The 24323-nt window shown below is 68.9% G+C and carries 21 protein-coding genes; 4 read left to right on the plus strand and 17 right to left on the minus strand.

The genetic code is table 11. The features are described from left to right. Positions 1–7: 7 nt before the first annotated feature. The 12 genes from LDO27_RS03240 to LDO27_RS03295 all read right to left on the minus strand — a co-directional run bounded on the left by LDO27_RS03240 (position 8) and on the right by LDO27_RS03295 (position 12395). Positions 8–892 (minus strand): NAD(P)-dependent oxidoreductase, encoded by an 885-nt coding sequence (locus LDO27_RS03240; protein ID WP_224039620.1) that lies wholly within the window; start codon positions 890–892, stop codon positions 8–10. A gap of 47 nt (positions 893–939) precedes the next feature. After that, positions 940–2430 carry an aldehyde dehydrogenase gene (locus LDO27_RS03245; RefSeq protein ID WP_377747340.1) on the minus strand — a complete coding sequence of 497 codons (1491 nt, stop codon included), beginning with the start codon at positions 2428–2430 and terminating at the stop codon, positions 940–942. 46 nt (positions 2431–2476) lie between these two features. Then, on the minus strand, positions 2477–3190 hold the full coding sequence (locus LDO27_RS03250; RefSeq protein WP_222206531.1) for an ABC transporter ATP-binding protein: 714 nt from the start codon (positions 3188–3190) through the stop codon (positions 2477–2479). Further along, entirely contained in the window at positions 3177–3956 is a 780-nt protein-coding gene (locus LDO27_RS03255) for an ABC transporter ATP-binding protein (RefSeq protein ID WP_222206534.1), read from the minus strand. Before LDO27_RS03255 ends, LDO27_RS03250 begins: the two co-directional genes overlap by 14 nt. After that, complete coding sequence (locus LDO27_RS03260; RefSeq protein WP_224039622.1) at positions 3953–4960, minus strand: branched-chain amino acid ABC transporter permease; 1008 nt, start codon at positions 4958–4960, stop codon at positions 3953–3955. The genes LDO27_RS03255 and LDO27_RS03260 overlap by 4 nt, the downstream gene beginning before the upstream one ends. A gap of 1 nt (position 4961) precedes the next feature. After that, the gene (locus LDO27_RS03265) at positions 4962–5831 is read right to left on the minus strand and encodes a branched-chain amino acid ABC transporter permease (protein ID WP_224039624.1); all 870 of its coding nucleotides are present in this window, start codon (positions 5829–5831) and stop codon (positions 4962–4964) included. 35 nt (positions 5832–5866) lie between these two features. Beyond that, positions 5867–7033 (minus strand): ABC transporter substrate-binding protein, encoded by a 1167-nt coding sequence (locus LDO27_RS03270; protein ID WP_224039627.1) that lies wholly within the window; start codon positions 7031–7033, stop codon positions 5867–5869. Positions 7034–7298: 265 nt separating this feature from the next. Beyond that, positions 7299–8801, minus strand: coding sequence for a tripartite tricarboxylate transporter permease (locus LDO27_RS03275; protein WP_224039629.1), 1503 nt, complete (start codon positions 8799–8801; stop codon positions 7299–7301). A 13-nt stretch (positions 8802–8814) separates the two neighbouring features. Further along, on the minus strand, positions 8815–9276 hold the full coding sequence (locus LDO27_RS03280) for a tripartite tricarboxylate transporter TctB family protein (RefSeq protein WP_222206545.1): 462 nt from the start codon (positions 9274–9276) through the stop codon (positions 8815–8817). 549 nt (positions 9277–9825) lie between these two features. Then, positions 9826–10584 (minus strand): enoyl-CoA hydratase/isomerase family protein, encoded by a 759-nt coding sequence (locus tag LDO27_RS03285; protein WP_224039631.1) that lies wholly within the window; start codon positions 10582–10584, stop codon positions 9826–9828. Positions 10585–10625: 41 nt separating this feature from the next. After that, positions 10626–11369: a glutathione S-transferase family protein gene (locus tag LDO27_RS03290; protein ID WP_224039633.1), complete on the minus strand. Its 744-nt coding sequence runs from the start codon at positions 11367–11369 to the stop codon at positions 10626–10628. A 45-nt stretch (positions 11370–11414) separates the two neighbouring features. Continuing rightward, the gene (locus tag LDO27_RS03295; RefSeq protein ID WP_224039635.1) at positions 11415–12395 is read right to left on the minus strand and encodes a quinone oxidoreductase family protein; all 981 of its coding nucleotides are present in this window, start codon (positions 12393–12395) and stop codon (positions 11415–11417) included. Between the two features lie 188 nt (positions 12396–12583). Between LDO27_RS03295 and LDO27_RS03300 the strand changes: the two genes are divergently transcribed. Together LDO27_RS03300 and LDO27_RS03305 are read left to right on the plus strand one after the other, a co-directional pair. Continuing rightward, complete coding sequence (locus tag LDO27_RS03300) at positions 12584–13783, plus strand: CaiB/BaiF CoA transferase family protein (RefSeq protein ID WP_224039638.1); 1200 nt, start codon at positions 12584–12586, stop codon at positions 13781–13783. 58 nt (positions 13784–13841) lie between these two features. After that, positions 13842–14825 (plus strand): Bug family tripartite tricarboxylate transporter substrate binding protein, encoded by a 984-nt coding sequence (locus LDO27_RS03305; protein ID WP_224039640.1) that lies wholly within the window; start codon positions 13842–13844, stop codon positions 14823–14825. A gap of 28 nt (positions 14826–14853) precedes the next feature. Here the strand turns inward: LDO27_RS03305 and LDO27_RS03310 are convergent, their stop codons facing one another. Next, positions 14854–15531: a GntR family transcriptional regulator gene (locus LDO27_RS03310; protein ID WP_224039642.1), complete on the minus strand. Its 678-nt coding sequence runs from the start codon at positions 15529–15531 to the stop codon at positions 14854–14856. A 413-nt stretch (positions 15532–15944) separates the two neighbouring features. Between LDO27_RS03310 and LDO27_RS03315 the strand changes: the two genes are divergently transcribed. Continuing rightward, positions 15945–16361 (plus strand): response regulator, encoded by a 417-nt coding sequence (locus tag LDO27_RS03315; RefSeq protein WP_222206567.1) that lies wholly within the window; start codon positions 15945–15947, stop codon positions 16359–16361. A gap of 150 nt (positions 16362–16511) precedes the next feature. Here LDO27_RS03315 and pgaD read toward each other — a convergent pair whose 3' ends face one another. The 4 genes from pgaD to pgaA are packed head-to-tail and all read right to left on the minus strand — an operon-like array spanning position 16512 to position 22793. Continuing rightward, positions 16512–16949 carry a poly-beta-1,6-N-acetyl-D-glucosamine biosynthesis protein PgaD gene (pgaD, locus tag LDO27_RS03320; RefSeq protein ID WP_222206570.1) on the minus strand — a complete coding sequence of 146 codons (438 nt, stop codon included), beginning with the start codon at positions 16947–16949 and terminating at the stop codon, positions 16512–16514. Then, positions 16946–18283: a poly-beta-1,6-N-acetyl-D-glucosamine synthase gene (gene pgaC, locus LDO27_RS03325; RefSeq protein ID WP_222206574.1), complete on the minus strand. Its 1338-nt coding sequence runs from the start codon at positions 18281–18283 to the stop codon at positions 16946–16948. Before pgaC ends, pgaD begins: the two co-directional genes overlap by 4 nt. Further along, positions 18280–20298 (minus strand): poly-beta-1,6-N-acetyl-D-glucosamine N-deacetylase PgaB, encoded by a 2019-nt coding sequence (gene pgaB, locus LDO27_RS03330; RefSeq protein ID WP_224039645.1) that lies wholly within the window; start codon positions 20296–20298, stop codon positions 18280–18282. The genes pgaC and pgaB overlap by 4 nt, the downstream gene beginning before the upstream one ends. Before the next feature lie 11 nt (positions 20299–20309). Continuing rightward, positions 20310–22793 carry a poly-beta-1,6 N-acetyl-D-glucosamine export porin PgaA gene (gene pgaA, locus LDO27_RS03335; RefSeq protein ID WP_224039647.1) on the minus strand — a complete coding sequence of 828 codons (2484 nt, stop codon included), beginning with the start codon at positions 22791–22793 and terminating at the stop codon, positions 20310–20312. A 781-nt stretch (positions 22794–23574) separates the two neighbouring features. On the opposite strand from pgaA, the gene LDO27_RS03340 reads away from it, so the two are divergent. Then, the gene (locus LDO27_RS03340; RefSeq protein WP_224039649.1) at positions 23575–24321 is read left to right on the plus strand and encodes a DUF3348 domain-containing protein; all 747 of its coding nucleotides are present in this window, start codon (positions 23575–23577) and stop codon (positions 24319–24321) included. Positions 24322–24323 lie beyond the last annotated feature (2 nt).

Genomic DNA, 24323 nt, shown 5'->3' on the forward strand with positions numbered 1-24323 from the left:
CCTGCTGTCAGGTCTGCCCTTCGAAGACAAGGCTGATCGCCGGCGCGTACTTGTCGCCGTGGCCGGCGGCAATGGCCGCATCGAAGCAGGCGATCAGGTTTTTGGCGCCGGTGGCGTTCACCCCCACCTGGTCGCCCAGCGCGGCCGCATACATCAGGTCCTTGCGGGCATAGGTCACCGGAAAGGCGCGCTCGGGAAAGTCCAGCGGCGCGATGGCTTTCATGCCGTGGTTGCGCAGCGCGAAGCTGTCGGCGGATCCCACCGACAGGGCCGCGAACAGCCGCTGCGGATCCACCCCGGCCCGGGCGCCGATGGCGCGCGCCTCGGCCAGCGCCAGCACGGTTTCGTACAGCACCATGTTGTTCAGGATCTTCACCACCTGGCCAGCGCCCACGCCGCCGGCATGGATGACGTCCGCGGCGAACATGCGGATCAGCGGCTCGATCCGGGCGAACACCTCGTCCTCGGCGCCCACCGGTACCGCCAGCGTGCCGGCCTCGGCGGCGGCGCGCGTGCGCATGACCGGCGCATCGGCAAAGCGCACACCGCGCTCGGCCAGCGCCGCGGCCACCTTCTTTGCTGTGTCCCTGGGCGAGGTGCTCAGGTCCACGACCACCTGTCCCGCGCGGCTGTGCTCCAGCAGTCCGCCGGCGCCCAGCACCACGCTTTCCACGACCTCGCCCGAGGGCAGCGACAGAAAGATGACATCCGCTTGCGCCGCAATCTCGGCCAGCGTGGCCTCGCGCACACCGTGCGCGGCGAGCCTGTGCAGCGGCTCCGGATCGCGGTCGCACGCGCTGACACGGGCACCGCTCTTGCTGGCGAGATGGCGGCACATCGGCTCGCCCATCACGCCGACGCCGATAAAGCCGATCGAGTCGATCGTAGACATGAAGATTTTCCTGGGTTGATTCGTTGCTGGGGTGGCGGCGCGCAGGCTCAGCCCGCCGCGGGAGACGACGGCATGTTGGCCGGGTTCATGCTCCAGTAGATGCCCTTGCTCTGCTGGTACAGCCGCACGCCATTGACGCCCTTCTCCCGCCCGATGCCGCTTTCCTTGAAGCCGCCGAACGGCGTGGCGATCGACAGTTGCTTGTAGGTGTTGATCCAGACCAGTCCGGTCTCCACCGCGCGCGCCACGCGCCAGGCGCGCTGGTAGTTGCCGGTCCAGATGCCCGACGCCAGGCCGAACACGGTACCGTTGGCCTGCGCGATCACGTCCGCCTCGTCGTCGAACGGCAGCACGCACAGCACGGGCCCGAAGATCTCCTGCTGCACCGCGGTGGCGCGCGGGTCCAGGCCGCCGATCACCGTAGGCAGATAGAAGGCGCCGCGCGCCAGTTCCGGCGCCGTGGGCGGGCAACCGCCCGCCAGCACCTGACCGCCCTCCCGCCGCGCGCCGTCGACGAAGCCGGCAACGCGGTCGCGATGCGCGAAGCCGGCGAGCGGGCCGATGCGCGAACCGCCATCGTGCGGCATGCCGACGCGGATGGCATTGGCCTTCTCCACCAGCAGCGCCACGGCCCTGTCGTAGATGCCGCGCTGCAGGAACAGCCGCGAGCCGGCCACGCACGATTGCCCGCTGCCCTCGAAGATGCCGTCGACAACGCCATCGATGGCGGCCTCGACGTTGGCGTCGTCGAAGAGGATGTGCGGGGATTTGCCGCCCAGTTCGAGCGCCACCGGAATCAGGCGCTGGGCGGCGATGGCCGCGATGCTGCGCCCGGTGGCCGTGCCGCCGGTGAACGACACCATGCGCACGTCGGGATGGTTGACCAGCGCGCTGCCCGTGATGCGGCCATCGCCGGTCACCACGTTGAGCAGGCCCCTGGGCAGCCCGGCTTCCAGCGCCACCTCGCCGAGCAGCAGCGCGGCCGACGGCGTGACCTCCGAGGGCTTGAGAACCACGGCGTTGCCGGCGGCCAGTGCCGGCGCGACCTTCTGGGCTTCCATCGTCATCGGCGAATTCCACGGCGTGATGGCGACCACCACGCCATAGGGTTCGTACGCCGTCATCGACAGATAGTCGCCGCGCGAGGGCGTGACTTCGGCACCCAGCGTCTCGCAGACGGCGGCGTAGTAGCGGAACGTGGCGGCGGCCGACGCGGCCTGCGCCTTGCACTCGGACCACACCTTGCCGTTCTCCAGCATCTGCAGCCGGGCGAACTCGTCGGCGCGCGCCTCCATGCCGTCGGCGATGCGGTTCAGGAGGCGGGCGCGCAGGTGCGGCAGCATGTCCCGCCACGCCGGGTCGGCGGCGGCCGCGCGCGCCGACGCCACGGCGGCATCGACGTGGGCGGCGCTCCCGCTCGACACCCTGAAATTGACCTCGCCCGTGGCCGGGTTGATCGAGTCGAAGGTCGTGTCCGGCGTGACGACGTGCTCGCCACCGATCAACATGCCCTTGATTTGCTGCCCTGACTGCTGCATTCCGTATGACTCCGTGGATGACGATGGCGGCGCGTTGCGTGCCGCCTCAAATACCAAGATAGGCCTTCTGCACGAAGGGATCGGCCAGCAGTTCCGCGCCGCCGCCGGCACGCACCACGGCACCCTGCTCCAGCACATAGGCATGCTTTGCGAGCTTCAGCGCGAGGCGCGCGTTCTGCTCGACCAGGATCACCGATACGCCGGCCTCCCGGTTGATGCGCTCGATGGTGTCGGCGATCTCGGCCACCACCTTGGGCGCGATGCCCAGCGACGGCTCGTCGAGCATCAGGATTCGCGGCCGCGACATCATCGCCCGGCCGATGGCCACCATCTGCTGCTCGCCCCCGGACAGCGAACCGGCCAGTTGCCGGCGTCGCTCCGCCACGCGCGGGAACAGCGCATAGACCTGCTCCAGCGCGGCCCTGCGCTCGTCCGCGCGCCTGACGGTGTGCGCCCCGACCTCCAGGTTCTCCAGCACCGTCATGCGCGGAAACAGGCGCCGGCCCTCCGGCGACAGCGCCATCCCCATCGCCACCCGCTGCGCGGCGCTGCTGCGCTGGATCGGCTCGCCGTCCAGCAGCAGCGTGCCGGCCGACAGGGTCTTGAGCCCCATCAGCGCCTTCAGCGTGGTGCTCTTGCCGGCACCATTGGCGCCCACCAGCGCCACGATCTCGCCGGCACGCACCGTGAACGAGACATCGCGCACGGCCGCGAGCGGCCCGTAGTGGACGGCCATGTTGGTGGCCTCAAGCGTGCGCATGGTCGGGCGCTCCCAGATAGGCTTCGACAACGGCGGGGTTGGCCCTGACCTGCGCGGGCGTGCCTTCGGCGATCTTCTGCCCCTGCACCAGCACCACGATGCGTTCGCAGGTGCCCATCACCAGCGCCATGTGGTGCTCGACGAACAGCAGCGACAGCTTGTGCTCGGCGCGCAGCGTGCTCAGCAGCCGCCCGAAGTCCGCGCATTCCTCTGGATTCAGTCCGGCCGCGGGTTCGTCCAGCAGCAGCAGCCGCGGGCGCGTGGCCAGCCCGATGGCGACACCGAGCCGCTTCTGGTGGCCATAGGCCAGACCGCCTGCGAGCGTGTGGCGATGGGCGGACAGGCCGGTGATGTCCAGTACATGGTCCACGTCGCGGTCGACGGCCCGCATGGCGGCGCGGAAGCGGGCGCGCCCGGCGATCTGCGTCCATACGGAGACGCCCAGCCGCGAGATGGCACCGCGAAACACGTTCTCCGCGACGGTGGCACGGGGATACACGGCCGCCGACTGGAACGTGCGCGCCAACCCGAGCCGCACCACCCGGCTCGATGCCATGTGCGCGATCTCGTGTCCGTCGAACGACACGCTGCCCGCGTCAGGCCGCAGCGAGCCGCTGATCAGATTGAAGGCCGTGCTCTTGCCCGCGCCATTGGGGCCGATCAGCCCGACGATCTCGCCCGCGCGCACATCGAAGCTCAGGTCCCGCACCGCGGCCAGGCCGCCGAAGGACTTCGAGAGGCCGCGTACCTGCAGCAGCGCGCTCATGCCCGGCCTCCCGCGCGGCGCGGCAGGCGAAACCCCGCGAGGCCCTGCGGCAGGAACCGCAGGATCGCGATCAACGTAATGCCGTAGAGGATGTTCTGCGTCTGCACCGCGCCGCGGAAGAGCTCGGGCAGCGGCGTCATGACCAGCGCGCCGACCAGCGGCCCGAACACCGACGTGCGGCCGCCGACCACCAGCATGATGATGGCCGCGACCGACACATGGGTGGAGAACGACTCGGGCGAGACGAAGCCCACGTAGTGCGCGAGGCAGGCTCCGCCCAGCCCCGCGAAGGCGCTGCCCAGGGTGAAGGCGAACAGCCGGTTGTCCTGCACGCTCAGCCCACTGGCTTCCGCCAGCTGCGCGTTGTCGCCCACCGCGTCCAGCATATGGCCCTTGGGCGTTCGGAACAGCACGGCCAGGAAGACCACCGTGGCGACGGCCAGCACCGCGGCGAGGCAGTAGAACGACTGCCGGGTGTCGAACGCCATGCCCAGCATCCGCGCCGGCGCGATGTTCGAGATGCCATTGGCGCCACCGGTGACCGCGCCGCCTTCCAGCAGCGCCAGCCGGAACAGTTCCCCGAATGCGAACGTGATCAGCACGAAATACACCCCCCGCAGGCGCAGGATCGCGGCGCCGAGCACGAAGGCCACGGCAGCGGCCAGCGCCGTTCCCAGCACCGCGGCCAGCACGAACGGCACCCCGAACTTGCCCGCGAGCACCGAGCCATAGGCTCCGAGGCCCACGAAGGCGGCATGGCAGAAGGACAGCTGGCCGGTGCGGCTGAGGATCGCCAGCCCGCTGACGATCACCACGTTCAGGCAGATCAGCACCGCGAGGTGCAGGTGGAACGAACTGCCGCTGATCAGCGGCAGTGCAAGCACGGCCAGCGCGGCCGCCGCGAGCGGCCACGCCCGGCGCAGCGCTAACGCCGTGGTGGCGGTGTCACGGTGGCCCGGCGCGGCATCGCGCGTCAGAGTATCCATGGTGTCCTGTTTGTCCATGTCATTGCTCCTGGGTGCCGAGCAGGCCGGACGGCCGGAATACCAGCATCACCATCACGAGCACGAAGATCAGCATGTCGGAGAGGCTGCTGCCAAGGAAGGTGCCGCCCAGGCTTTCCGCGATGCCCAGCAGCAGGCTCGCCAGCGCCGCCCCCGGAATGCTGCCCAGGCCGCCGAGGATAACTACGATGAAGGCCTTCAGCGCGGGCGTGGAACCGATGAAGGGAGAGACCGAGAAGAGCGGCGCCATCAGGGCGCCCGCGGTAGCGGCAAGCCCCGCGCCGAGCGCGAAGCCGAGCGGATAGATGACGCGCGCATTGATGCCCTGCGCCGTGGCGATCTCCGTGTCCTGCACCACCGCGCGCAGCGCGCGGCCGGTGCGCGAATGCATCAGGAACAGGTAGAGCGCGACGAGCACCAGCGCGGATGCGCCCACCACGTACAGGCGCGACATCGGCATCGCGACCGGCCCCAGGCTCACCAGCCCCTGGGCCACGGCGGGCATCGACTGCGGGTCCGGCCCGAACAGCATCAACGCGCCGTTCTGCAGGATCATCGCCAGGCCGATGGTGGCGATCATGCCGTTCAGCTCGTCGCCGCGGAACGGCTTGAGCACCACCAGTTCGCACAGCCAGCCCAGCACGACGGCCAGCGCGAAGGTGGCCAGCACGGCCGGAAAGAACGACAGGTTCCACTGGGTCACGCACAGGAACGCGGCGAACGCCCCGAGCATGTAGAACTCGCCATGGGCGAAGTTCACGATGCGCATGACGCCGAACACCAGCGTGAAGCCGATCGCCATCAGCAGGTACAGCAGGCCGACGATCAGGCCATTGGTCAGCGTCTGCCCGAGCAGGAAGTACAGGTCCACGGTGGAGCCCCCGAGTGGTCGCGGCGTCGTCGCGGTTACTGGCAGGCGGTCAGCGTGCAGCGCGCGCGGATGACTTCCTGCCCGCCCTTGACTTCCGCGATATAGAACGGCGCGCTGATCTGGTGGTCCGCGCCATACACGGCCTTGCCCGTCCACGTCAGCGTGCCCAGGATGCCCTGGTAGTGGTTGATCCCTTCCAGCGCCGTGCGGACCTTGGCGGTGTCGGTGGTGCCGGCCGTGGTGATCGCCTGGAACAGCATGCGGCTGCCGTCGTAGAACGCCGGGCTGAAGCCGTTCATCCGCTTCTTGTACTTGGCCTGGTAGCGCTCGCTGTACGCCTTGACCGCGGCATTGGCCGGGTCCACGGTGGTATTGACCAGCATGCCCTCGGTCACGGCATTGCCCGCGACGCTGACGATCTCCGGCGTGGACGGTCCGCCGCTGCGGATGATCAGTCCCTTGAAGCCGAGCTCGCGGGCCTGCTTGACGATCAGGCCGGCGGTGCCGGGCGCGTTGCCATCCAGCTCGATGGCGTCGATGCCCTTGGCCATCATGCGGGTCAGCAGGGGCACCATGTCCACGCGCTCGCGCTCGAAGAACTCCTTGGCCGCCAACTGCGAGCCGGCCTTGGCGTAGGCTTTCTCCAGATCGGCGGCGATCTGCTGGCCGGTCTCGTCATTGGGGAACAGCGCCCCGACCTTCTTGACGCCGCGCGTCTTGACGACCCAGTCGATCTGCGGCTGCGACGTCTCCATCGTCGTCAGGTTCGGGCGGAACGTATGGGGCTTGTCCGCGCCGATGACCTTGGGGGTGAAGCCCAGCGTCATCATGATCACGCCGTTCTTCTCGGTGATGGGCGACACGGCCAGCGCGGCGGCGGATCCCACCGGCCCGATCAGGTATTTGACCTTGTCCTCGAACACCAGGCGGTTGACCGCGGTCACGGCTTCGTTGGCCTGGTACTTGTCGTCGTAGGCGACGACCTGAACCTTGTACTTCTTGCCGCCGACATCCAGCCCGCCCTTGGCGTTGACATCGTCCGCCGCGAGTTCCGCGGCGTAGAGCATGCCCTGCCCCCAGGCCGCGCCCGCGCCGGACAGCGTCACCACCGCGCCGATCTTCAGCACTTCCTGGGCATGGACAGGACCGGCCAACGCCAACAAGGCGGCGGCGCCGGCGGCTACTGCGGTTGTGTTCAGCATGGTGTCTCCTCCATCGTCGAAGCGGGTGGCTCCCGCTATCGTTCTTTTCAGCAGAACGCTTGTTCTGTTTTTCGGATTATGTGAGGCGGGATGGGGGATGTCAACCTGAACGTGACGGGCGTGTTCTCCCTCTCCCGCGCTGCGGGAAAGGGGGAGCAAACCCGAGACGACACAAACTACAGACGAAAAAAAGGCCCATCGAAATGGGCCTTGATGCAAATGCCGGATCGTGGATCCGGCGGAGGTGCCGTCGTGCGCGGCCTGCCTATTCTTCCTGGAACGCTTCTTCCCGCTTGCTCTTGATCGCCGGCAGGGCGACCACGGCCACCAGCGCCGCCGCGGCGACCAGCAGGCCCAGCGACAGCGGACGGCTGGCGAACACGGTGAAGTCGCCACGCGAGAGCAGCAGCGTGCGGCGGAAGTTCTCTTCCATCATCGGTCCCAGCACGAAGCCCAGCAGCAGCGGCGCCGGTTCGCAACGCAGCTTGTGGAAGATGTAGCCGATCGCACCGCAGCCCGCGGCCATGAAGACATCGAACACGGTGTTGTTCACCGAGTAGACGCCGATGCTGCAGAACACCAGGATGGCCGGATAGAGGAAGCGGTACGGCACGGTGAGCAGCTTCACCCAGATGCCGATCAGCGGCAGGTTCAGCACCACGAGCATCAGGTTGCCAATCCACATCGAGGCGATCAGGCCCCAGAACAGCGCGGGGTTGCTGGTCATGACCTGCGGGCCGGGCTGGATGTTGTGGATCGTCATCGCGCCGACCATCAGCGCCATCACCGCATTGGGCGGGATGCCCAGCGTCAGCAGCGGAATGAACGACGTCTGCGATGCAGCGTTGTTGGCGGACTCGGGACCGGCCACGCCTTCGATGGCGCCCTTGCCGAATTCCTGCGGATACCTGGAGGTCTTCTTCTCCAGCGAGTACGCCGCGAACGACGACAGCGATGCGCCGCCGCCCGGCAGCACGCCCAGCGCCGAGCCGAGCACCGTGCCGCGCAGCACGGCGGGAATCATGCGCTTGAAGTCTTCCTTGTTGGGAAAGAGACCGGAAATCTTGTCCGTGAAGGTTTCCCGGTGTTCCTTCTGCTCCAGGTTCGCGATGATCTCGGCGAAGCCGAACAGGCCCATGGCCAGCGCCGTGATGCTGATGCCATCGGTCAGTTCCGGCACGTCGAACGAGTAGCGGGCCGCGCCCGAATTCACGTCGGTGCCGACCAGTCCGAGCAGCAGTCCGAGCACGATCATCGAGACGGCCTTGACCAGCGAGCCGGACGCCAGCACGACGGCACCGATCAGACCCAGCACCATCAGCGAGAAGTACTCCGCCGGGCCGAACTTGAACGCCAGTTCGGACAGCGGCGTGGCGAACGCGGCGAGGATCAGCGTGGCGACACAGCCGGCGAAGAACGAGCCCAGGCCCGCGGTGGCCAGCGCCACGCCCGCGCGGCCGCGCCTTGCCATCTGGTAGCCGTCCAGCGTGGTGACCACGGCGGAGGACTCGCCCGGCAGGTTCACCAGAATCGCCGTGGTGGAGCCGCCGTACTGCGCACCGTAGTAGATGCCGGCCAGCATGATCAGCGCCGCAATCGGCGGCAGCGTGTAGGTGATCGGCAGCAACATGGCGATCGTGGCCAGCGGGCCGAGGCCCGGCAGCACGCCGATCAGCGTGCCCAGCACACAGCCAAGGAAGGCGTAGCCGAGGTTCTGCAGCGATAGCGCCGTGGAGAACCCCAGCGCGAGGTGGTCGAACAATTCCATGCTGTCGTGCTCCTCAGTTCGTGAATGCGGCTGGCCACACGGGCATCTGCAGATTGATGCCGTAGACGAACGCGCCGACGCTGATCACGACCAGCGCCACCGCGTTGAGCACCGCCCCCTTCCAGCTGAACTCATGGCTTGCCATCGACGACACCAGCACCAGCAGCACCACCGACAGCACCATGCCCAGGGGCCGCAGCACCAGCCCGAACAGCACCACCGAGCCCAGGATCCAAAGCAGCGTCTTCAGGTCCCACCGCGCCATGCGATCGCTCTCGCCTTCGCGCGACATGCTGCTCAGCGCGACGATCACACCGAGGATCGCCAGCACGATGCCAAGCCAGAACGGGAAATAGCCCGGTCCCATCCTGGCCGCCGTGCCCATGCTGTAGCCCCGCGCGACCCAGGAGAAACTGAGGCCGACCACGATGAACATCAGGCCGGACAGGAAATCGGTTTGCTTTCGTATGCGCATGCAGTCCCCTAACCAAAAAAAATGCGCGAGCGGGCCCGACGCGGCTCCCCCGGGAACCGCGGCATGGGCTGACGCGCGTTGTCGAACCCCCGTCGCGGCCGATGGCGTCGTGGCCTGCGCCGGGCGGCGCGCCACGAGCCGGGCTTTCCGGCACGGGCCCGCTCTCGTGCGGAGCGGTGCGATGCGGCGGAAATGGGCCTGCCGATGTCCGAGCATCGCCGGCCCGATAGCGCCTCGCGAAACGGGGAAACCGAACCTTACATCATGTCATGATGTATTTCGGCCAAGACAAGGGTTATTCCCTACGAATTCACAGCGATGGTGCGTGGTTGGGTGATCCCTCTGTTACATCATGGCGTGATGGAAAGGATCGGGGGGAAGATCGGTCAAGAGCGCGACCGAGGTCAAGCCGAATCAGCTGAAGGTAGACTGGGGGATCGTGGAGGGAAGTAAAGCAGCAGTGTATGCAATGTCGGCGGGGGTACTCCCCCTCCCGCCAGCGGGAGAGGGGCCGGCGGTGTGGGTGACGCCGGCAACAGCCACAACGCCCTACCGCCCCGCAAACCGCGGCGCCCGCTTCTCCTTCCACGCCAGCGCGCCCTCCTTGATATCTTCCGACTGCGACGCGCGCCGCATGTCCGCGGCCAGCGCCTCCACGTTCAGCACGCCGCGCGCGAAGTGGTTCAGGTGCTGCTTCATGCCGCGCACCGCGATCGGCGCGAGGCCCGCGATGGTGGCGGTCAGCTCGTCCACCCGCTGGCGCAACGTTTCCGCCGGCGCAATCTCGGTCAGGAAGCCACAGCGCAGCATCTCGTCCGCGTCGATGCGCTCCGCGGTCAGGAACAACCGCTTGGCGGCGTTCAATCCCAACCGCGTGACATAGCGCTCCATGCCGCGCTGGTAGAAGTGCAAACCCAGCCTCGCCGCCGGCATGAACATGTCCACCGTACTCGTGCCCACACGGAAATCGCAGGCCAGTGCCAGATCGGTGGCGCCGCCGTAGACGCCGCCATGGATCTCCGCGATGGTCACCGGCCGGCAGTCCTCCAGCGCATTGGCCATCGCCTCGAAGCCAGGGCCGCGCTGGCCCGACGCGATCTTGCCGATATCGAAGCCGCTGCAGAAATACTTGCCGGTGCCGCGCAGCCGCAGCACCAGCACATCGGCCGCGTTGACCGTTTCCAGATGGCGGGAGATCTCGGCCAGATCGTCGGGGCCGAGACGGTTGGCCACCTCGGGACGGTTGAGCGTGATCGTCGCCACGCGGCCATCGATCTCCAGGATGGGAAGGGAAGAAGTCGCCTGCATGGGAGTCCTGTGGGTTGCGAAGGAAGGGAAAGCCGGGCCCGCTATGCCGCGCGTTCGCGCAGCGCGTCGTCGAAGCGGTCGATGCGCGCGCTGGCGAACGCCGGGCGCGCCTGCACGCGCTGCCACCATGCGGCGACGCGGGGCGCCGCCTCGGCCGTCAGGGACGCCGGCGACAGCTCGGCGATGCGCGCGATAAAGGGAATGGCCGCGATATCCGCCAGCGTGAAGCGCTCGCCGAACAGCCACGGCGAGTCGCCGAGCATGGCCTCCATCTTCGGCACCAGCGCCAGCAGCCGGTCCAGCGCCGCGCGCTTCTCCTCGTCGGTATAGGGCTGCCGCGAGATGCGCTGCCACGCCTCGCGGCGCTCGGCCGTCGGCACGCGGCTCAGGCGATCCGCCAGTTCGGCATCGCTCCACTGCTGCGCCTGCGGCTGGAACACGATGCTCCAGTTCAGGATCAGCAGGTTGGGCAGCGCCTTGTCGTCGGTCCAGCGCACGAAGTTGCGCATGACGGCGCGCTGGTAAGCGTCGTCCGGGCGCAGCGGCGGCTCGGGCTGGATGTCGTCGAGGTATTCGCAGATGGTGCCGCTCTCGTACAACGACTCGCCGTTGTCGAGCCGCAGCGCCGGCACCACGCCGTTGGGATTCATCGCCAGATAGGCGGGCTGGTGATGTTCCTGGCGGCGCATGTCGATGGGCACGCTCTCGTAGGCGATGTGCTTCTCCGCCAGGCAAAGCCGCACGCGGCGCGACGCGCTGGACAACCAGCTGTGATAGAGCTTCATGCCTGCCCTCTCCTTCGGGAATGATGGTGAGCGAAGTGTCCGTGTTCAGGGGATCAGCACCACGGCGCCGGTGGTCAGCCGGCCCTCCAGCTGCCGGTGCGCCTCGCGCACGTCTGCAAGCCCGAAGCGGTGGCCGACGGCGAGCCGCACCTGCCCCGCCGCATGCGCGGCGAACAGCGCCGCGGCTCCGCGCCGCAGCGAGGCCGCGTCCGCGATGAACGTGCGCAGCGTGGGCCGGCACACGCTCAGCGACTTCGCATGCAGCAACTGCAGGTCGAACGCCTCCACGTCGCCCGAGGCGGTGCCGTAGTTGATCGCCATGCCGAGCGGACGCAGGCAGGCCAGCGAGGGCACGAAGACATCCTTGCCGACCGCGTCATAGACCACCGCCACACCCTTGCCGTCGGTCAGCTCCAGCGTGCGCGCGGCGAAGTCCTCGCTGCGGTAGTCGATCACGTGATGGCAGCCATGGGCCAGCGCGATATCGCGCTTGGCCGCCGACCCCACGGTGCCGATCACCGTCGCGCCCAGCGCACGGGCCCATTGCGACAGGATCACGCCCATGCCGCCCGCGGCGGCATGCACGAGCACCGAATCGCCCGGCTGCACCACGTACAGCCGGCGCAGCAGATATTCGGCCGTCAGTCCGCGCAGCAGCGTCGCGCCGGCCACCTCCTCGCTGATGTCACCGGGCAGCGCGACCACGCGCGAAGCGGGCACGTTCCGCACCGCCTGGTAGGCCCCGGGGTGGAAATACGCCACGCGCTCGCCCGGCACCAGTCCCTGCACGTCCTCGCCCACCGCCACGACGTGGCCGGCGCCCTGCGCGCCGAGCGTGATGGGGAACGGCGTCGCCGCATGCGGGCCATGGCTGCCACGGCGCTGGTAGACGTCGGCGAAATTGAGTCCGATGGCGGTCTGGCGGATCTGGACTTCGCCCGGTCGGGGCGGGGTCACCTCGACCTCGACCGTCTCCAGCACCTCCGGCCCCCCATGTCTTTGTATATGTATTGCGATTGTATGCATACGAATTCCTTGGCGGAGGTGGCAAGGCAGGCGGACAGGGTCATGCGGCGGGACGCAGAAACAGGAAGGCCCGCGCGAAGTTCAGGCATCTTACCGTCGGTCGCACGCTTTCGTATCAAGGAAATCCCGTATACGTATTTTTATGGATGATGTTCGTATACTTTGCTATCCATCCGCCGGACGACCTCATGACCCAGACCGCCTCTTCCCTGCCACTGCACGGCTACAACGTTCTCGATCTCACGGTGGCGCGGGCTGGCCCGGCAGCCGTGCGCCTGCTGTCGGACTGGGGCGCGAACGTGATCCGGGTAGAGCCGCCGCCGCCGCAGGACCGCGGCTCGGTCACGGGCCGGCGCCGCGGCTCGGACGAGCAGAACCTGCACCGCAACAAGCGCAGCATGTGCGTGGACCTGAAGACGGAGGAAGGGGCGCGCATCCTTTCCCGGCTGATCGCGAACACCGATGTGGTGGTCGAGAACTTCCGCTCCGCGGTGAAGGCGCGGCTGGGGCTGACCTACGACAAGCTGAGCGCCGCCAATCCCCGCGTGATCCTCGCCAGCATCTCCGGCTTCGGCCAGGACGGCCCCTACTGCGAGCGGCCGGGCGTGGACCAGATCGTGCAGGGCATGAGCGGGCTGAGTTCGGTCACCGGCGAACCGGGACGCGGGCCGGTGCGGGTAGGCATCGCCATCTCGGACACCACCGCCGGCATGTTCCTGGGCCAGGGCATCCTGCTCGCCCTGCTCCACCGCGAGCGCACGGGCCGCGGGCAATGGGTCCATACGTCGCTGATCGAATCGATGCTCAACAAGCTCGACTTCCAGGGCGCGCGCTACACCGTGGACGGCGAAGTGCCGACGCAGCAGGGCAATGCCCATCCGACCCTGGTGCCGATGGGCACCTACCGCGCCAGCGACGGCCTGGTCAACATCGCCGCCAGCACCGAGCGCATGTGGACGAACTTCTGCCAGGCGCTGGACGCGCAGGCCCTGCAGGCGGACCCGGACTATCGCGACGCCGCCTCCCGCGCGCGCCATCGCGCGCAACTGGACGAAGCCATCAACCGCTGCACCTCGCGCTACACCTGCGCCGAGCTGATGGCGCGGCTCAATCCCGCGGGCGTGCCGTGCGGACCGATCTTCGATATCGGACAGGCGTTCGAGGACCCGCAGGTGCGCCATCTGGGCATGACGCGTCCGGTGCGGCACCCCGTCCTCGGCGAATTGAACCTGCTGCGCTCGCCGATCAATCTGTCGGCCGCCCCGCATCCGGAACGCTTCGGGCGCGCCGCCCCCGATCCCGGCGAGCAGACCGAGGAACTGCTGAGCGAGCTGGGCTACGACGCGGACCAGGTGGCCCGCTGGAAGCGGGACGGCGTCGTGGCCTGAAAACGGCCGCACCACGGCGCCACCCGACAACAAGACAAGACAAGACAAGGAGACACCGATGTTCCACTACCCACGCCTCGCCGGGCGCGCCATCGCGGCGGCGGCCATGTCGCTCGCGCTGGTGCCGGCCGCCGGGCATGCCCAGGGCTACCCGAACAAGCCCATCCGCCTGGTGATCGGCTACTCGCCGGCGGGCGCGGCCGACTTCATCGCCCGCATCGTCGGCGAAGCCATGTCCAAGGAGCTGGGCCAGCCCGTGCTGGTCGACAACAAGCCCGGCGCGGGCAGCACGCTGGCCTCGACGCTGCTGGCGCAGGCGCCGGCCGACGGCTACACGCTGGGCCTGGCGACGGCGACGATCTACGGGATCGACCAGCTGCTGTACAAGACCAAGTACACCGCGGACAGCTTCACGCCGGTCACGCGGCTGACCGTCTCGCCGCTGATCCTCGCGGTCAACAAGGATCTAGGCGTGGCCGATATCAAGGCGCTCGCCGCCAAGGCGAAGGCCAATCCGGGCAAGTACAACTATTCGTCGTCGGGCGTGGGCGGCTCGCCCCATGTGGCGGCGCTGACGTTCGAAAAGGCGATGGGCGTGAAGATGACCCACGTGCCCTACAAGGGCGGCGCGCCTGCGTTGCAGGCCGTGGCCGCCGGCGACGTGGAGCTGTCGTTCGGCACGGCGGCGTCGGTGCTGCCGCTCGGCACGCAGGGCGTGGTGAAGATGCTGGGGGTCACCACGGCGCAGCCCTCGGCCGTGGCGCCCGGCGTGCCGGCTCTCGCCGAGCAGGGACTGCCGGGATTCGAATTCACGTTCTGGTTCGGCCTGTTCGGGCCGGGCGGCATGCCCAAGGAGGTCACCGACAAGCTGTATGCGGTTGCCACCAAGGTGCTGGCGGACCCCAACGTGCGGGCTCGCCTGGTGGCCAACGGCAACGAGGCGGCGCCCTCGCCGTCGCCGCGGGAATTCGGCCAGTGGGCCGCCGCGGACGGCGCCCGCGCCCGCGAGCGCGTGGTGCAGGCCGGCGTCAAGCTGGACTGAGGCGCCAAACCAAGCCGGCGCCGCCGCCTCAGCGGCGCGGCCTGCCCGCCTCCGGCGGCATCGCCGCGATCATGTCGGCATAGACGTTCCCGCCGGTGGCGATGTGGCGCACCATGGCCTGGGCCGCGGCCTCCTCGTCGCCGCGCAGGATCGCTTCCATCACGGCGCCGTGCTCCTGCAACGAGGCCCGGATGCGCGCCGGCTTCTCGAAGCGCAGATCCCGCATGCCACGCATCCGCGCGCGCATGGTGCGGATCTGCCGGCTCAGGATCTCGTTGCAGCAGGCCTCGTAGATGACCGCGTGGAAGCGGTCGTTCGCCATGCGGTATCCATCCGGGTCCAGGCGCTCGGCCGCCTCGGCGCAGTCCGCATGGGCAGCCTGCATGGCCTCGCGCTGCCCTGGCGAGATGCGCCGCGCGGCCAGCTGCGCGGCCAGCGATTCGAGCTGCACCAGGATCTCGCTCATCGCCACGTACTCGCGCAGCGTGATCGACGACACGATCGCGCCCTGCCGCGGCACCAGTTCCACGAGACCGGCCGACGCCAGCTGGATCAGTGCCTCGCGGGCCGGCGTGCGCGACACCCCGAACCGCGACAGCAGCTGCTGTTCGTCGATCTGGCTGCCGCTGGGCAGCTTGCCGGACAGGATTTCCTGCTCGATGGCGGAGCGGATCGTTTCGGCGCGACTCTTTCTTTCTTCCGGCATGCGGGGTGGGGACAGTTCAGGCAAGGGGGCAAGGGCAATGGAGCCAAGGAGACTGGCCGATTCTACTATGCCGCCGCGGTCGTGGCCCCTTATGCATGCGCACGCCGTCGCTGTGTGTACGCAACGGTCGACGTCCCCGCGCCGGGAGGTCTTGGCATAGCGCCGGGAGGCGGGTAGCATGCGCGGCTTCACGCGATTCCAGGGGCCCGCCGAAGGCGCCGGGATCGCGGCCTGCCGTGCCCCAGCGGACCCCCGCAAAGAGTTACGCCAAATGGCCCTCATACGGGAAACTATCTACAACTTCTGTGCGATAGCGTCGTGGTGACCCATTGTTTAGTCTTCGCTTCCAATGAAATCGCATTGCCGCGCCCGACCGGCGGCCCGACGTCACACGGTGTGCATGGGAGACTCTAGTGGAAAGGAATATCAGAATCCTGGTGGTCGACGACCAGGAAGCCATGCGCCGGATTCTCCGGGCCGAGCTGGCGGAACTGGGCTACGAGAACGTAGACACGGCCGTTGACGGCGCCTGGGGCCTGGTCAAGCTCAGGGAAGGCCGCTACGACCTGGTCATCACGGACTGGAACATGCCGCACATGGACGGCCTGAGCATGCTCAAGGCGATCCGCAAGGAGTATTCGCGGCAGCAGCTGCCGGTGCTGATGGTCACGGCCGAGGCACGCCGGCAGAACATTGTCGCGGCGGCCGTGGCGGGCGCGGACGGCTATATCGTCAAGCCGTTTTCGCTGGCCACGCTGGAAAGCAAGATCGCGAAGATCCTGGAGCGGCGCGAGGCCGGAAAAACCGAGGACGACACCGCGTTCGTCTGACCTTCGCGCATCGTCCATGCGGCCGATGCGCTCCCATACCCCGCATCGCCAGCCCCGCCGCATCATCCATCGGTCGCCCCACCTCCGTGGGGTCTCTCATTCCCCGGCCTGACCCGGGAAACGTTACTCCCCCAGCCTCGACCTGCTGCCCTACGGCAGGCGTACCGCCGCGATCGTGCCGTCGGCGTCGTGATCCACCACCGCGATCTTCGCCTGCTGCAGCGCTGCCAGGCGCGGCACGGGCAGCGCGAAACTGCGCGCCAGTTCGTCGTTGCGCAGCGCGGGAATCGCCTTGCGGCGGTCCATGCCCGAGAAGCGGTACTGGTTGTAGATGGCCCAGGTCAGCAGCACCACGCCGTTGAAGACGCCAACGACCACATAGAGCGTGAGTGTGCTCATGGTGGGGAGCAGCGCCGACCACACCGGCACGCCGGGGCCCGCTTCGGCCTCCCGCAGGATGGCGAGGATGCCGGTCACGCACAGCCAGCCGAAGCCGATCCACGCAATGGCGGTCAGCAGCGCATCGAACAGCCAGCCAAGGCGCGAACGGGGGGTGCGGACGATCAGGTCTTCGGAGTGCGGGTTCATGAGGATTTCACCGAGTGGATGCCACGATCCGGGCTGGTCCAGCGGGCACGCCGGCGCCGGGTGTTGAGCATGACTTTGGGAAAGGCCAGCAGCGTGGTGAGCATGCCCACCATCCAGTAGGCCAGCGGATACCAGATGATCCAGTACAGCGAACGCCCGAGCCGGGGCTCGTAGCGGCGATCGATCGCGATGCTGACGGCGAACTGCAGCACGCACACCGCCGCCAGGACCATGCCGGTGAAGCCGGGCGGCATCAGCTTCTCGATGCGGATATTGGCGGGCAGCTCGACGAAATGCCCCAGCGCCCACAGGATGATCGACATGGCGAACGCGAAGGCCCAGCCCGCGGACAGGCAGTACTCGATCACCAGCGGCCACAACCGGCGATGCCGCCAGCTCCAGATCGACCGCACGTTCTTGAGGAAGACCTCGGCACCGCCCTGGGCCCAGCGCAGGCGCTGCTTCCACAGGCCGCGCACCGTCTCCGGCATCAGGATCCAGCACAGGCCGCGCGGCTCGTAGAAGATCGACCAGTGGTCGCGCTGCAGCTTCCAGCTGATGTCGATGTCCTCGGTGATCATGTCCAGGCTCCAGTAGCCCACGCGGTCCAGCGCGCGGCGGCGGAAGGCCGCCACCACGCCGGAGACCGTGAACACCTGGCCGTAGACGCGCTGGGTACGCTTGATCAGGCCGATGATCGAGGAGAACTCGCCCACCTGGATGCGGCCCACCAGCGTGGAGCGCGTGCGGATGCGCGGGTTGCCGGTCACCGCTCCCACTCGGGGGTTGTCCACCATGGGTGCGACCAGATACGCGGCGGCGTCCGGGTCGAGCACCGCGTCGCCGTCGATGCAGACCAGGTACTCGCCGCGCGCGGCCAGCGTGCCCATGCGCAGCGCCATGGCCTTGCCCTGGTTGTGCGACAGATGGACCACGCGCAGCCGCTCGTTGTGCGCCGCCATCGCATCGAGCACGGCGCCCGTGCCGTCGCTCGAGCCATCGTTGATGGCGATCACCTCGAAGTTGGGGTAGCGCTGCGCCAGCGCGGCGCGTAGCGTTTCCTCGCCGTTGCCCTCTTCGTTGTAGCAGGGCACCAGGATGGAGATGAAGGGCTGGCCCGTGACCTGCGGCGGCTCGCGCCGCTCGCCCCAGGACCAGTTGCCCTCCCAGTGCCACCAGAAGTAGATGCCGCCGGCCATCCACAGGCCGGACATGAACAGCGGATAGAAGAAGACGAAGGCGAGCAGCAGGTCTCCCGTGGCGAGCGCGGCCAGGCCGAACGGCAGGCCGAGCGCGATGCAGAGGATGACGAGGGCAAAGAGGCGGTCGATCATGGCGCGGGGTACCAGGCGTTGGAGAGCGCCGGCCGTATCGCGTCGAGCCGGGGCTGGTTGCTGTGGAAGTCGTCCGGGTAGTAGCCGAAATTCGCGGCGCCGCGCCGTTGCAGGCGCTGCATCCAGCCGGCCAGCACCGCGCTGTCCACGGGCGGCGCGTCGGGCGTGCGCCAGTCGCGGCTCTGCAGCTCGAACACGGTGCGGTTCAGCGCACCGGGACGGCGGGCGATGGTGTCGACGAGCGCATCGAGCCAGGCGTGTTCCTGACCCGCCGGTACCTGCTCCATGTACGGCATGGCCATCGGCGCGGTCCAGTCGTAGGCGGCCAGGAAGTCGTCCAGGTTCTGTGCGAACCATGCCTCGCTCTCGGGCTGCAGGATGGGTGCGGCAAAGATGTTGCGCGCCGTCTTGATGGCCGGCCCGCGGATGGCGCGAACCTTGCCCGTCAGCTCCTGCGTAAAGCTCACCAGCGCGCGGCTCTTCATGCGCGTCCAGCGCTGCATCAGCTCGGGATCGGCGCGCAGCGCGGCGATGGACGTGGGCAGTCCGGCGTCGCGGTACGCGGCGAGCGCGGGGGCGCTGGCGTCCTCGAAGTCGCTCAGCACCGCGTCGTCGTGGAACAGGATGCCGTCGAACACCGCGTGGCGCGACAGGTCTTCATACAGCTCCCCGATGCGCACGCGGGCCTGCGGGTCGAACGGCGACAGGCGGCGGTACTGCTTGCCGTCCACGGCAGTCTTGCCGGTCTGCGGATCCCAGCGTTCGACCCGCGCGATGGCCGGATCGAGGTCCACCGCCAGCACCGGCATCCACGCATAGACCTTCACGTTGGCGCGATTGCGCAGCTGCCACGCCACGCGGTTGAACAGGTCTGCGCGCACCGGCAGCAGGCGGTTGGGGAAGTACACCGACTTCACCAGTCCGCTACCGTCCGGGTCGGCGAACGCCTGCAGGAACACCGTGTCGATGTTCAGGTCGGCGATGCGCTGCACCAGCTTGTCGAGGTTGCGGTCGATCTGGGTGGGATCTGCATCGTAGACATAGTCCAGGTCCACATGCGCCACCCGCATCGGCGTGCGCTCCTCCATGTTCGCCACCGACTGCGCGAAGCCGCGCAGGCTGGGATCGTCGCCGAGCAGCAGGCGCGGTGCGGACATCAGGCGTTCCACCGTCGCCAGCCCGTCCTGCAGCGTGAAGGCCATGCGGTAGCCGTTCTCCCCGATGATGCGCAGCGCGGTGCCGCCTTCGGCGCCATAGGGCCAGATCCACACGCGCACGGGCTTGCCGGTGGCACGCTGCACCTTCTGCGTGATGCGCTCCACGTCGGCGCGCACGCGTCGTTCGTAGGCGGCGTCGGTCTCGTAGGTGCCGGTCGCCGGATCGAAGGCGCGTACCGCCGCGGCAGGCTGCGTGTTGCCCTGCGGGTTGGCGCGCGCGCCGTAGTGCAGGTCGTCGGTGTGCGCGCCGATTTCCACGAGCCCGGAGGCGGCGATCTCGCGCACCTGGCGCCAGGTCAGCATGCGCTCGCGCTCGGTCGGCGTGCCGCCGAAGTCGACGGGCGCGTCATCCGGCGTATCCATCCACTTGCCCACGGGGGCCAGCACCGCTGGCCAGCGGTATGCCTTGAGCAGCGGCATCACGCGGGTGTAGAAGCTGCGATAGCCGTCGTCGAACGTGAGCAGCACGGCCTTGGCGGGCAGCGCCTGGCCGCCTTGCCGCGCGGCCAGGATCTGGTCCACCGAGACCGCCTGGTAGCCGTTCTCCCGCAGCCAGGCCAGTTGCCCGATCAGGTGGTCGGTGCGCACGCTCAGGTAGGCCTGGTCCGGGTCCTTGTCCTCGACGTCGTGATACGCGAGCACCACGACATGGTTGGCCGGCCAGGGGCGCTCGGCCTGGGCCACCGGCCGCTCGGCCGGGGGCGTGAAGACCGGAATGTCCTTGGCGCAGGCGCCCAGCAGCACGGCGGTGACAAGCAGAAGAATGAAGCGATAGGCACGCATCAGTGTGGCGTTCATGGCGTGCGTCCTCAGAAGCGGTAGGTCAGGTCGAACACGATGCGCAGTTCGCGCTCGCGCTGGCCGTCGTAAGGGCGGCTGGTGCCGGTGATGGTCGCGCCGATGTCGAGCACGTCGTTGGTGCGAAAGCGCTGGCCGTAGCCGACCAGCAGGATCGCGCCCGTGCCGTAGCCCTGCTGGCTGTACGAGCCGGCGCCGGCGAGGAACTGCTGCTCCCACACCGTCTCGTAGCGGCGGTACAGCGTGTGCGTGAGCCGCGCCGACGGCAGCACCGTCAGGTCGGAACGCGGATTGAAGTACGGCGCGTCCTCGCGCGAATTGCGCGAGGCCCACAGGTCGACCAGCAGGTCGGCCTTCAGGTGCGGCGCGGTATAGAGTCGCTCGGCACCGGACGCGCCGGCCTCCATGCGGTCGTTGCCGTCGCTGAAGCGCGACGGCGACACCGTAAACAGCCACTCGCTGCGTTCGCTGCGGCGCCAGCGCGCGTAGGTGCGCACCGTGTCCGCGTAGATGCCCTGCTTGAGCGCGCGCAGCGGCGTGCCGGTCGAGCGCAGCGCGGCCGAGGCGCCGACCTGCCAGCGGTCGCTCAGGTCATAGTCCAGCGCCAGGCGTCCGCCGGCCTGGCCGCCCTGCCCATACAGGTGGGTGGAGACTTCGCCTTCCACCGTGAGATCGCGCACGCGCCATTGCACGCCGGCGCGGGCCCACTTGTAGTCGACGGTGCCTTCCTCGAAGCGGCCGGTGGCGTAGCCAATGCCGCCGAAGGCGCGCCAGTCGTAATTGATCGGCGGCGTGTAGAGCACCGACTCGATGCCGAAGTTGCCGTTGCCCACCACCGCGCTGTCGTTGGCCAATCCACGATAGCCCTCGATGCGCAGTTCCGACTTGTTGTGGACCTGCCATTCGCGGTCCAGCCGCCGGACGGCGAGGTTCTCGGGATAGCGCGCCACGGTGTCGTCGCGCAGCAGCTCGGCCTGGCGCCACTCCTGCAGATCGAGCGCGGCATGGCCCTGCTGCACCTCCACCTGCATGCTGCGCGGGGCCAGCGTCTCCGCGAGCTTCAGTTCGCTTTCGGCGGCGCGCGGCCAGCCGCGCGCGCGGTAGACGTCGGCCAGCGCCACGCGCAGGCCCGAATGGCCGGGCGCGCGGCGCACGATGTCTTCCACGCGGCGTTGCGCGTCGACGGTGTCGTCGGCCTGCAGGCGCGCCTGCATCGCGACCTGCTCGGCCTGCAGCCACAGATCGTTGGGCTGGCGCGTGGGCTGGCCACGCACCCAGCGCCAGCGGGGCTGTTCGGCGCTCGCCTGCTGCACCACCTGCCCGGCCGGATCGAACGCCTCGGCTTCGGCATGGGAGTAGTAGAGACCGGTTTGCGCCGCCAGCCGCGCCTCGGCGTCGCCGCCCTGCGGATACGCCTCCTGGACCTGCCGGTACAGAGACTCGGCACGCTCCGGATGACGAAGATAGAGATAGGCGGCGGCCACGTCGGACAGCGCATACGCTGGCACCTTGATGCCTTCGGCACGCAGGCCCTCGTAGGCGTTCACCACGTCCTGCATGCGCACACGGGCATGCAGCGCCGCGAGGCGGTCGATGCGCGCGCGGCGCAGCTGCGCGTCGCCCCGGGCCCCGAGCGCGGACAGGTCCGCCATCACTTTGTCGTAGCGCGCCAGCGCGCGGTCGGCGATGGCGAAGCGTTCGGCTTCGCTGCGCGTGGGCATGTCCGCCAGGCGTGTCAGCTCCGCGGCCTCGTCGACCTGCAGTTCCAGGATGGCAAGCGGGTCAAGCAGACCGGGATGCTCGCTGGCCACGCGCAGCGCGGCCTCGGGCAGACCGGCCTGGCGCAGCGCGCGCACGTATTCCCGCACGACGTCGGCGCGCTTGGGCGCCAGCGTATGGGCCTGGTCCGCTTCGTACAGCGCCTCGTAAGGCTGCGCGGCGCGCGTGTAGGCGTAGGCCAGCGCCAGCCGCGCGTCGGCATCGGCCGGATGGCGCGCGACCAGCGCCTGCGCGGCGCTCACCGCCTCGGCCGTGCGGCCGCTATCGGCCAGCACCAGCGCTTCGCCCACGGCGAAGTCCATCCGCTGCGCAAAGCGCTGCCGTCCCTCGCGATAGTGCGCCAGCGCCTCGTCCCAGCGCCGCTCGTCGCGCAAGGCGCGGGCCACGGCGCCCAGCACCTCGGGCGGCAGTGCCGTGCCCGTGCCGAGCTGGCGGTACGTCTCCAGAACCTCGGCCGGACGGCCGGCCCAGCCAGCGATGACGATGCGGTCATGGGCGGCGCGCCGGTCCGTGGGCTGGCTCGCCATGCGCTCGCGCAGCAGCACCAGCGCCGGTTCGTAGTCGCCGGCGCGGGCACGCTGGATCAGCGTGTCGTACATCGGATCTGCCTGCGCGGGCAGCGCCAGGCAGGACATCGCGGCGGCCAGCCCGACGGCAAGCCGGAGCGGCGCATGCCGGCGCAATGCCGGCCGCCGGCGCGTATTCAGTGACTCCATGAGGGTCCGCAGCCTGTTCTGTAAGGGTCAAGCCCGCGCGGCGCCGGGGAGGCGGGCACGAGATCGGTTATCGGCTAGGGGTATGCGGCACAGGGGCACGGGACCCGCCTGCCCGGACCGGCGCGCGGGCGGCGCGTGGCGGGCTTCGGGATCCGGCGCGCACCGAGGAATCGCGCCGGATGGCCATCCGCTTGCGCGATGGCGTCGTGCATTCGCGCCACCGCTGACGCGGAGTGCGATGCCGTAAAACGTGCCGAATTGTAGGAAGGGAGCGCGGAAACGATTGTGAACAATGGCAAACATCCGGGCGCCCCAGGGGTCCGGAAACCGGTCGCAAAGCGGCCGAAAAGCCATGTTTGGGCCGTGGCGAACGGGCTTTGCAACGACATGGGAAGCGGTCCGTCATGTTCGCCGCGCGCGTGCCGATATACGGATTGAGACCCCGCGCAAGCACCCTGCGCAAACGCGGCGGCCCCGATTTCTCAAGGCGCCAACGCGACAAGCCGGTTCGACGCCTTTGTCGACACCGAGACCATCATGCACACACTGAACGCTTGCCAACGCACCCATATCCCGCCCAGCTGCGCGCGGGTCAGTTCCGGCCGTATCGCGCGGCGTCAGTACGCCGCGGTGCACCGGATGGACGGCGCACGGCGCTGAGCCGCACCACGCCGGGCGGCGCCGCCGCGGCGCAGGGCGCCCGGCCCGCAACCGCTGCCCACAAAATAGGCAGCCACCGGGGCGCGGCAGTGTAAACTGCGGGGTTTTTCGCTCTGGCGCTATGTTGCAATCTCCACGGCGCACAGGTCTGAGCGGCCCGACGCTGGTCCGGCTGCTGGCGCGCCTGCAGGACGCCGACGCCCCCGAGGCCGGACAGTCGCTCGCGCTCCAGCTCAGCCAGTGGCTGGACTGGACCGCCGCGATCGCCCTGTCCTCGGCCCTGAAGGCCCAGCCCGCACCCGCGAAGTCCCGCGCACCGGCGCCCGAAAGCGCCGAGGAGCAGGACTGCGCGCGCGTTCGCGCGGCGCTCGCGGCCGCGGTCGCCGATGCCGCGACGGGCAGCGCGCCAACGCGTCGCCGGGGGTCGGGGCGGCCGGTCATCCCGGACCCCGTCGAAGCGTCCGCGGCCTTCGCGCCCTATCGCCGCCGCTACGCTACCGTGCAGCAGACGATGGAATCCACCATCGAGAGCTTGCGCGGCCGCCTGCGCGCGACGCTCGCCGCGCGCGGCGCGGACAGGACCAAGCTGGCGATGGTCGATGCCGTGATGGAACGCGTGCTGGGCCCGCGCGAACAGAACCTGCTGGCCGCCGTGCCGACGCTGCTCGAAGCGCGCTTCGACCATCTTCGCCAAAGCGCGGAGACACCGCGCGCCGAGGCCGACGCGGCCGCCGCGTCGACCGCGCCATCCGCGCCCGGCGCCTGGGTCGGCGTGTTCCGCAACGAGATGCAGAGCGTATTACTGGCCGAGTTGGATATCCGCTTCCAGCCGGTCGAAGGCTTGCTTGCCGCCCTGCGCGGCGGCTAACC

Origin of the sequence: Cupriavidus respiraculi (assembly GCF_914271545.1) — a bacterium.
In the GTDB taxonomy this organism is placed as follows: Bacteria; Pseudomonadota; Gammaproteobacteria; order Burkholderiales; family Burkholderiaceae; genus Cupriavidus; species Cupriavidus respiraculi.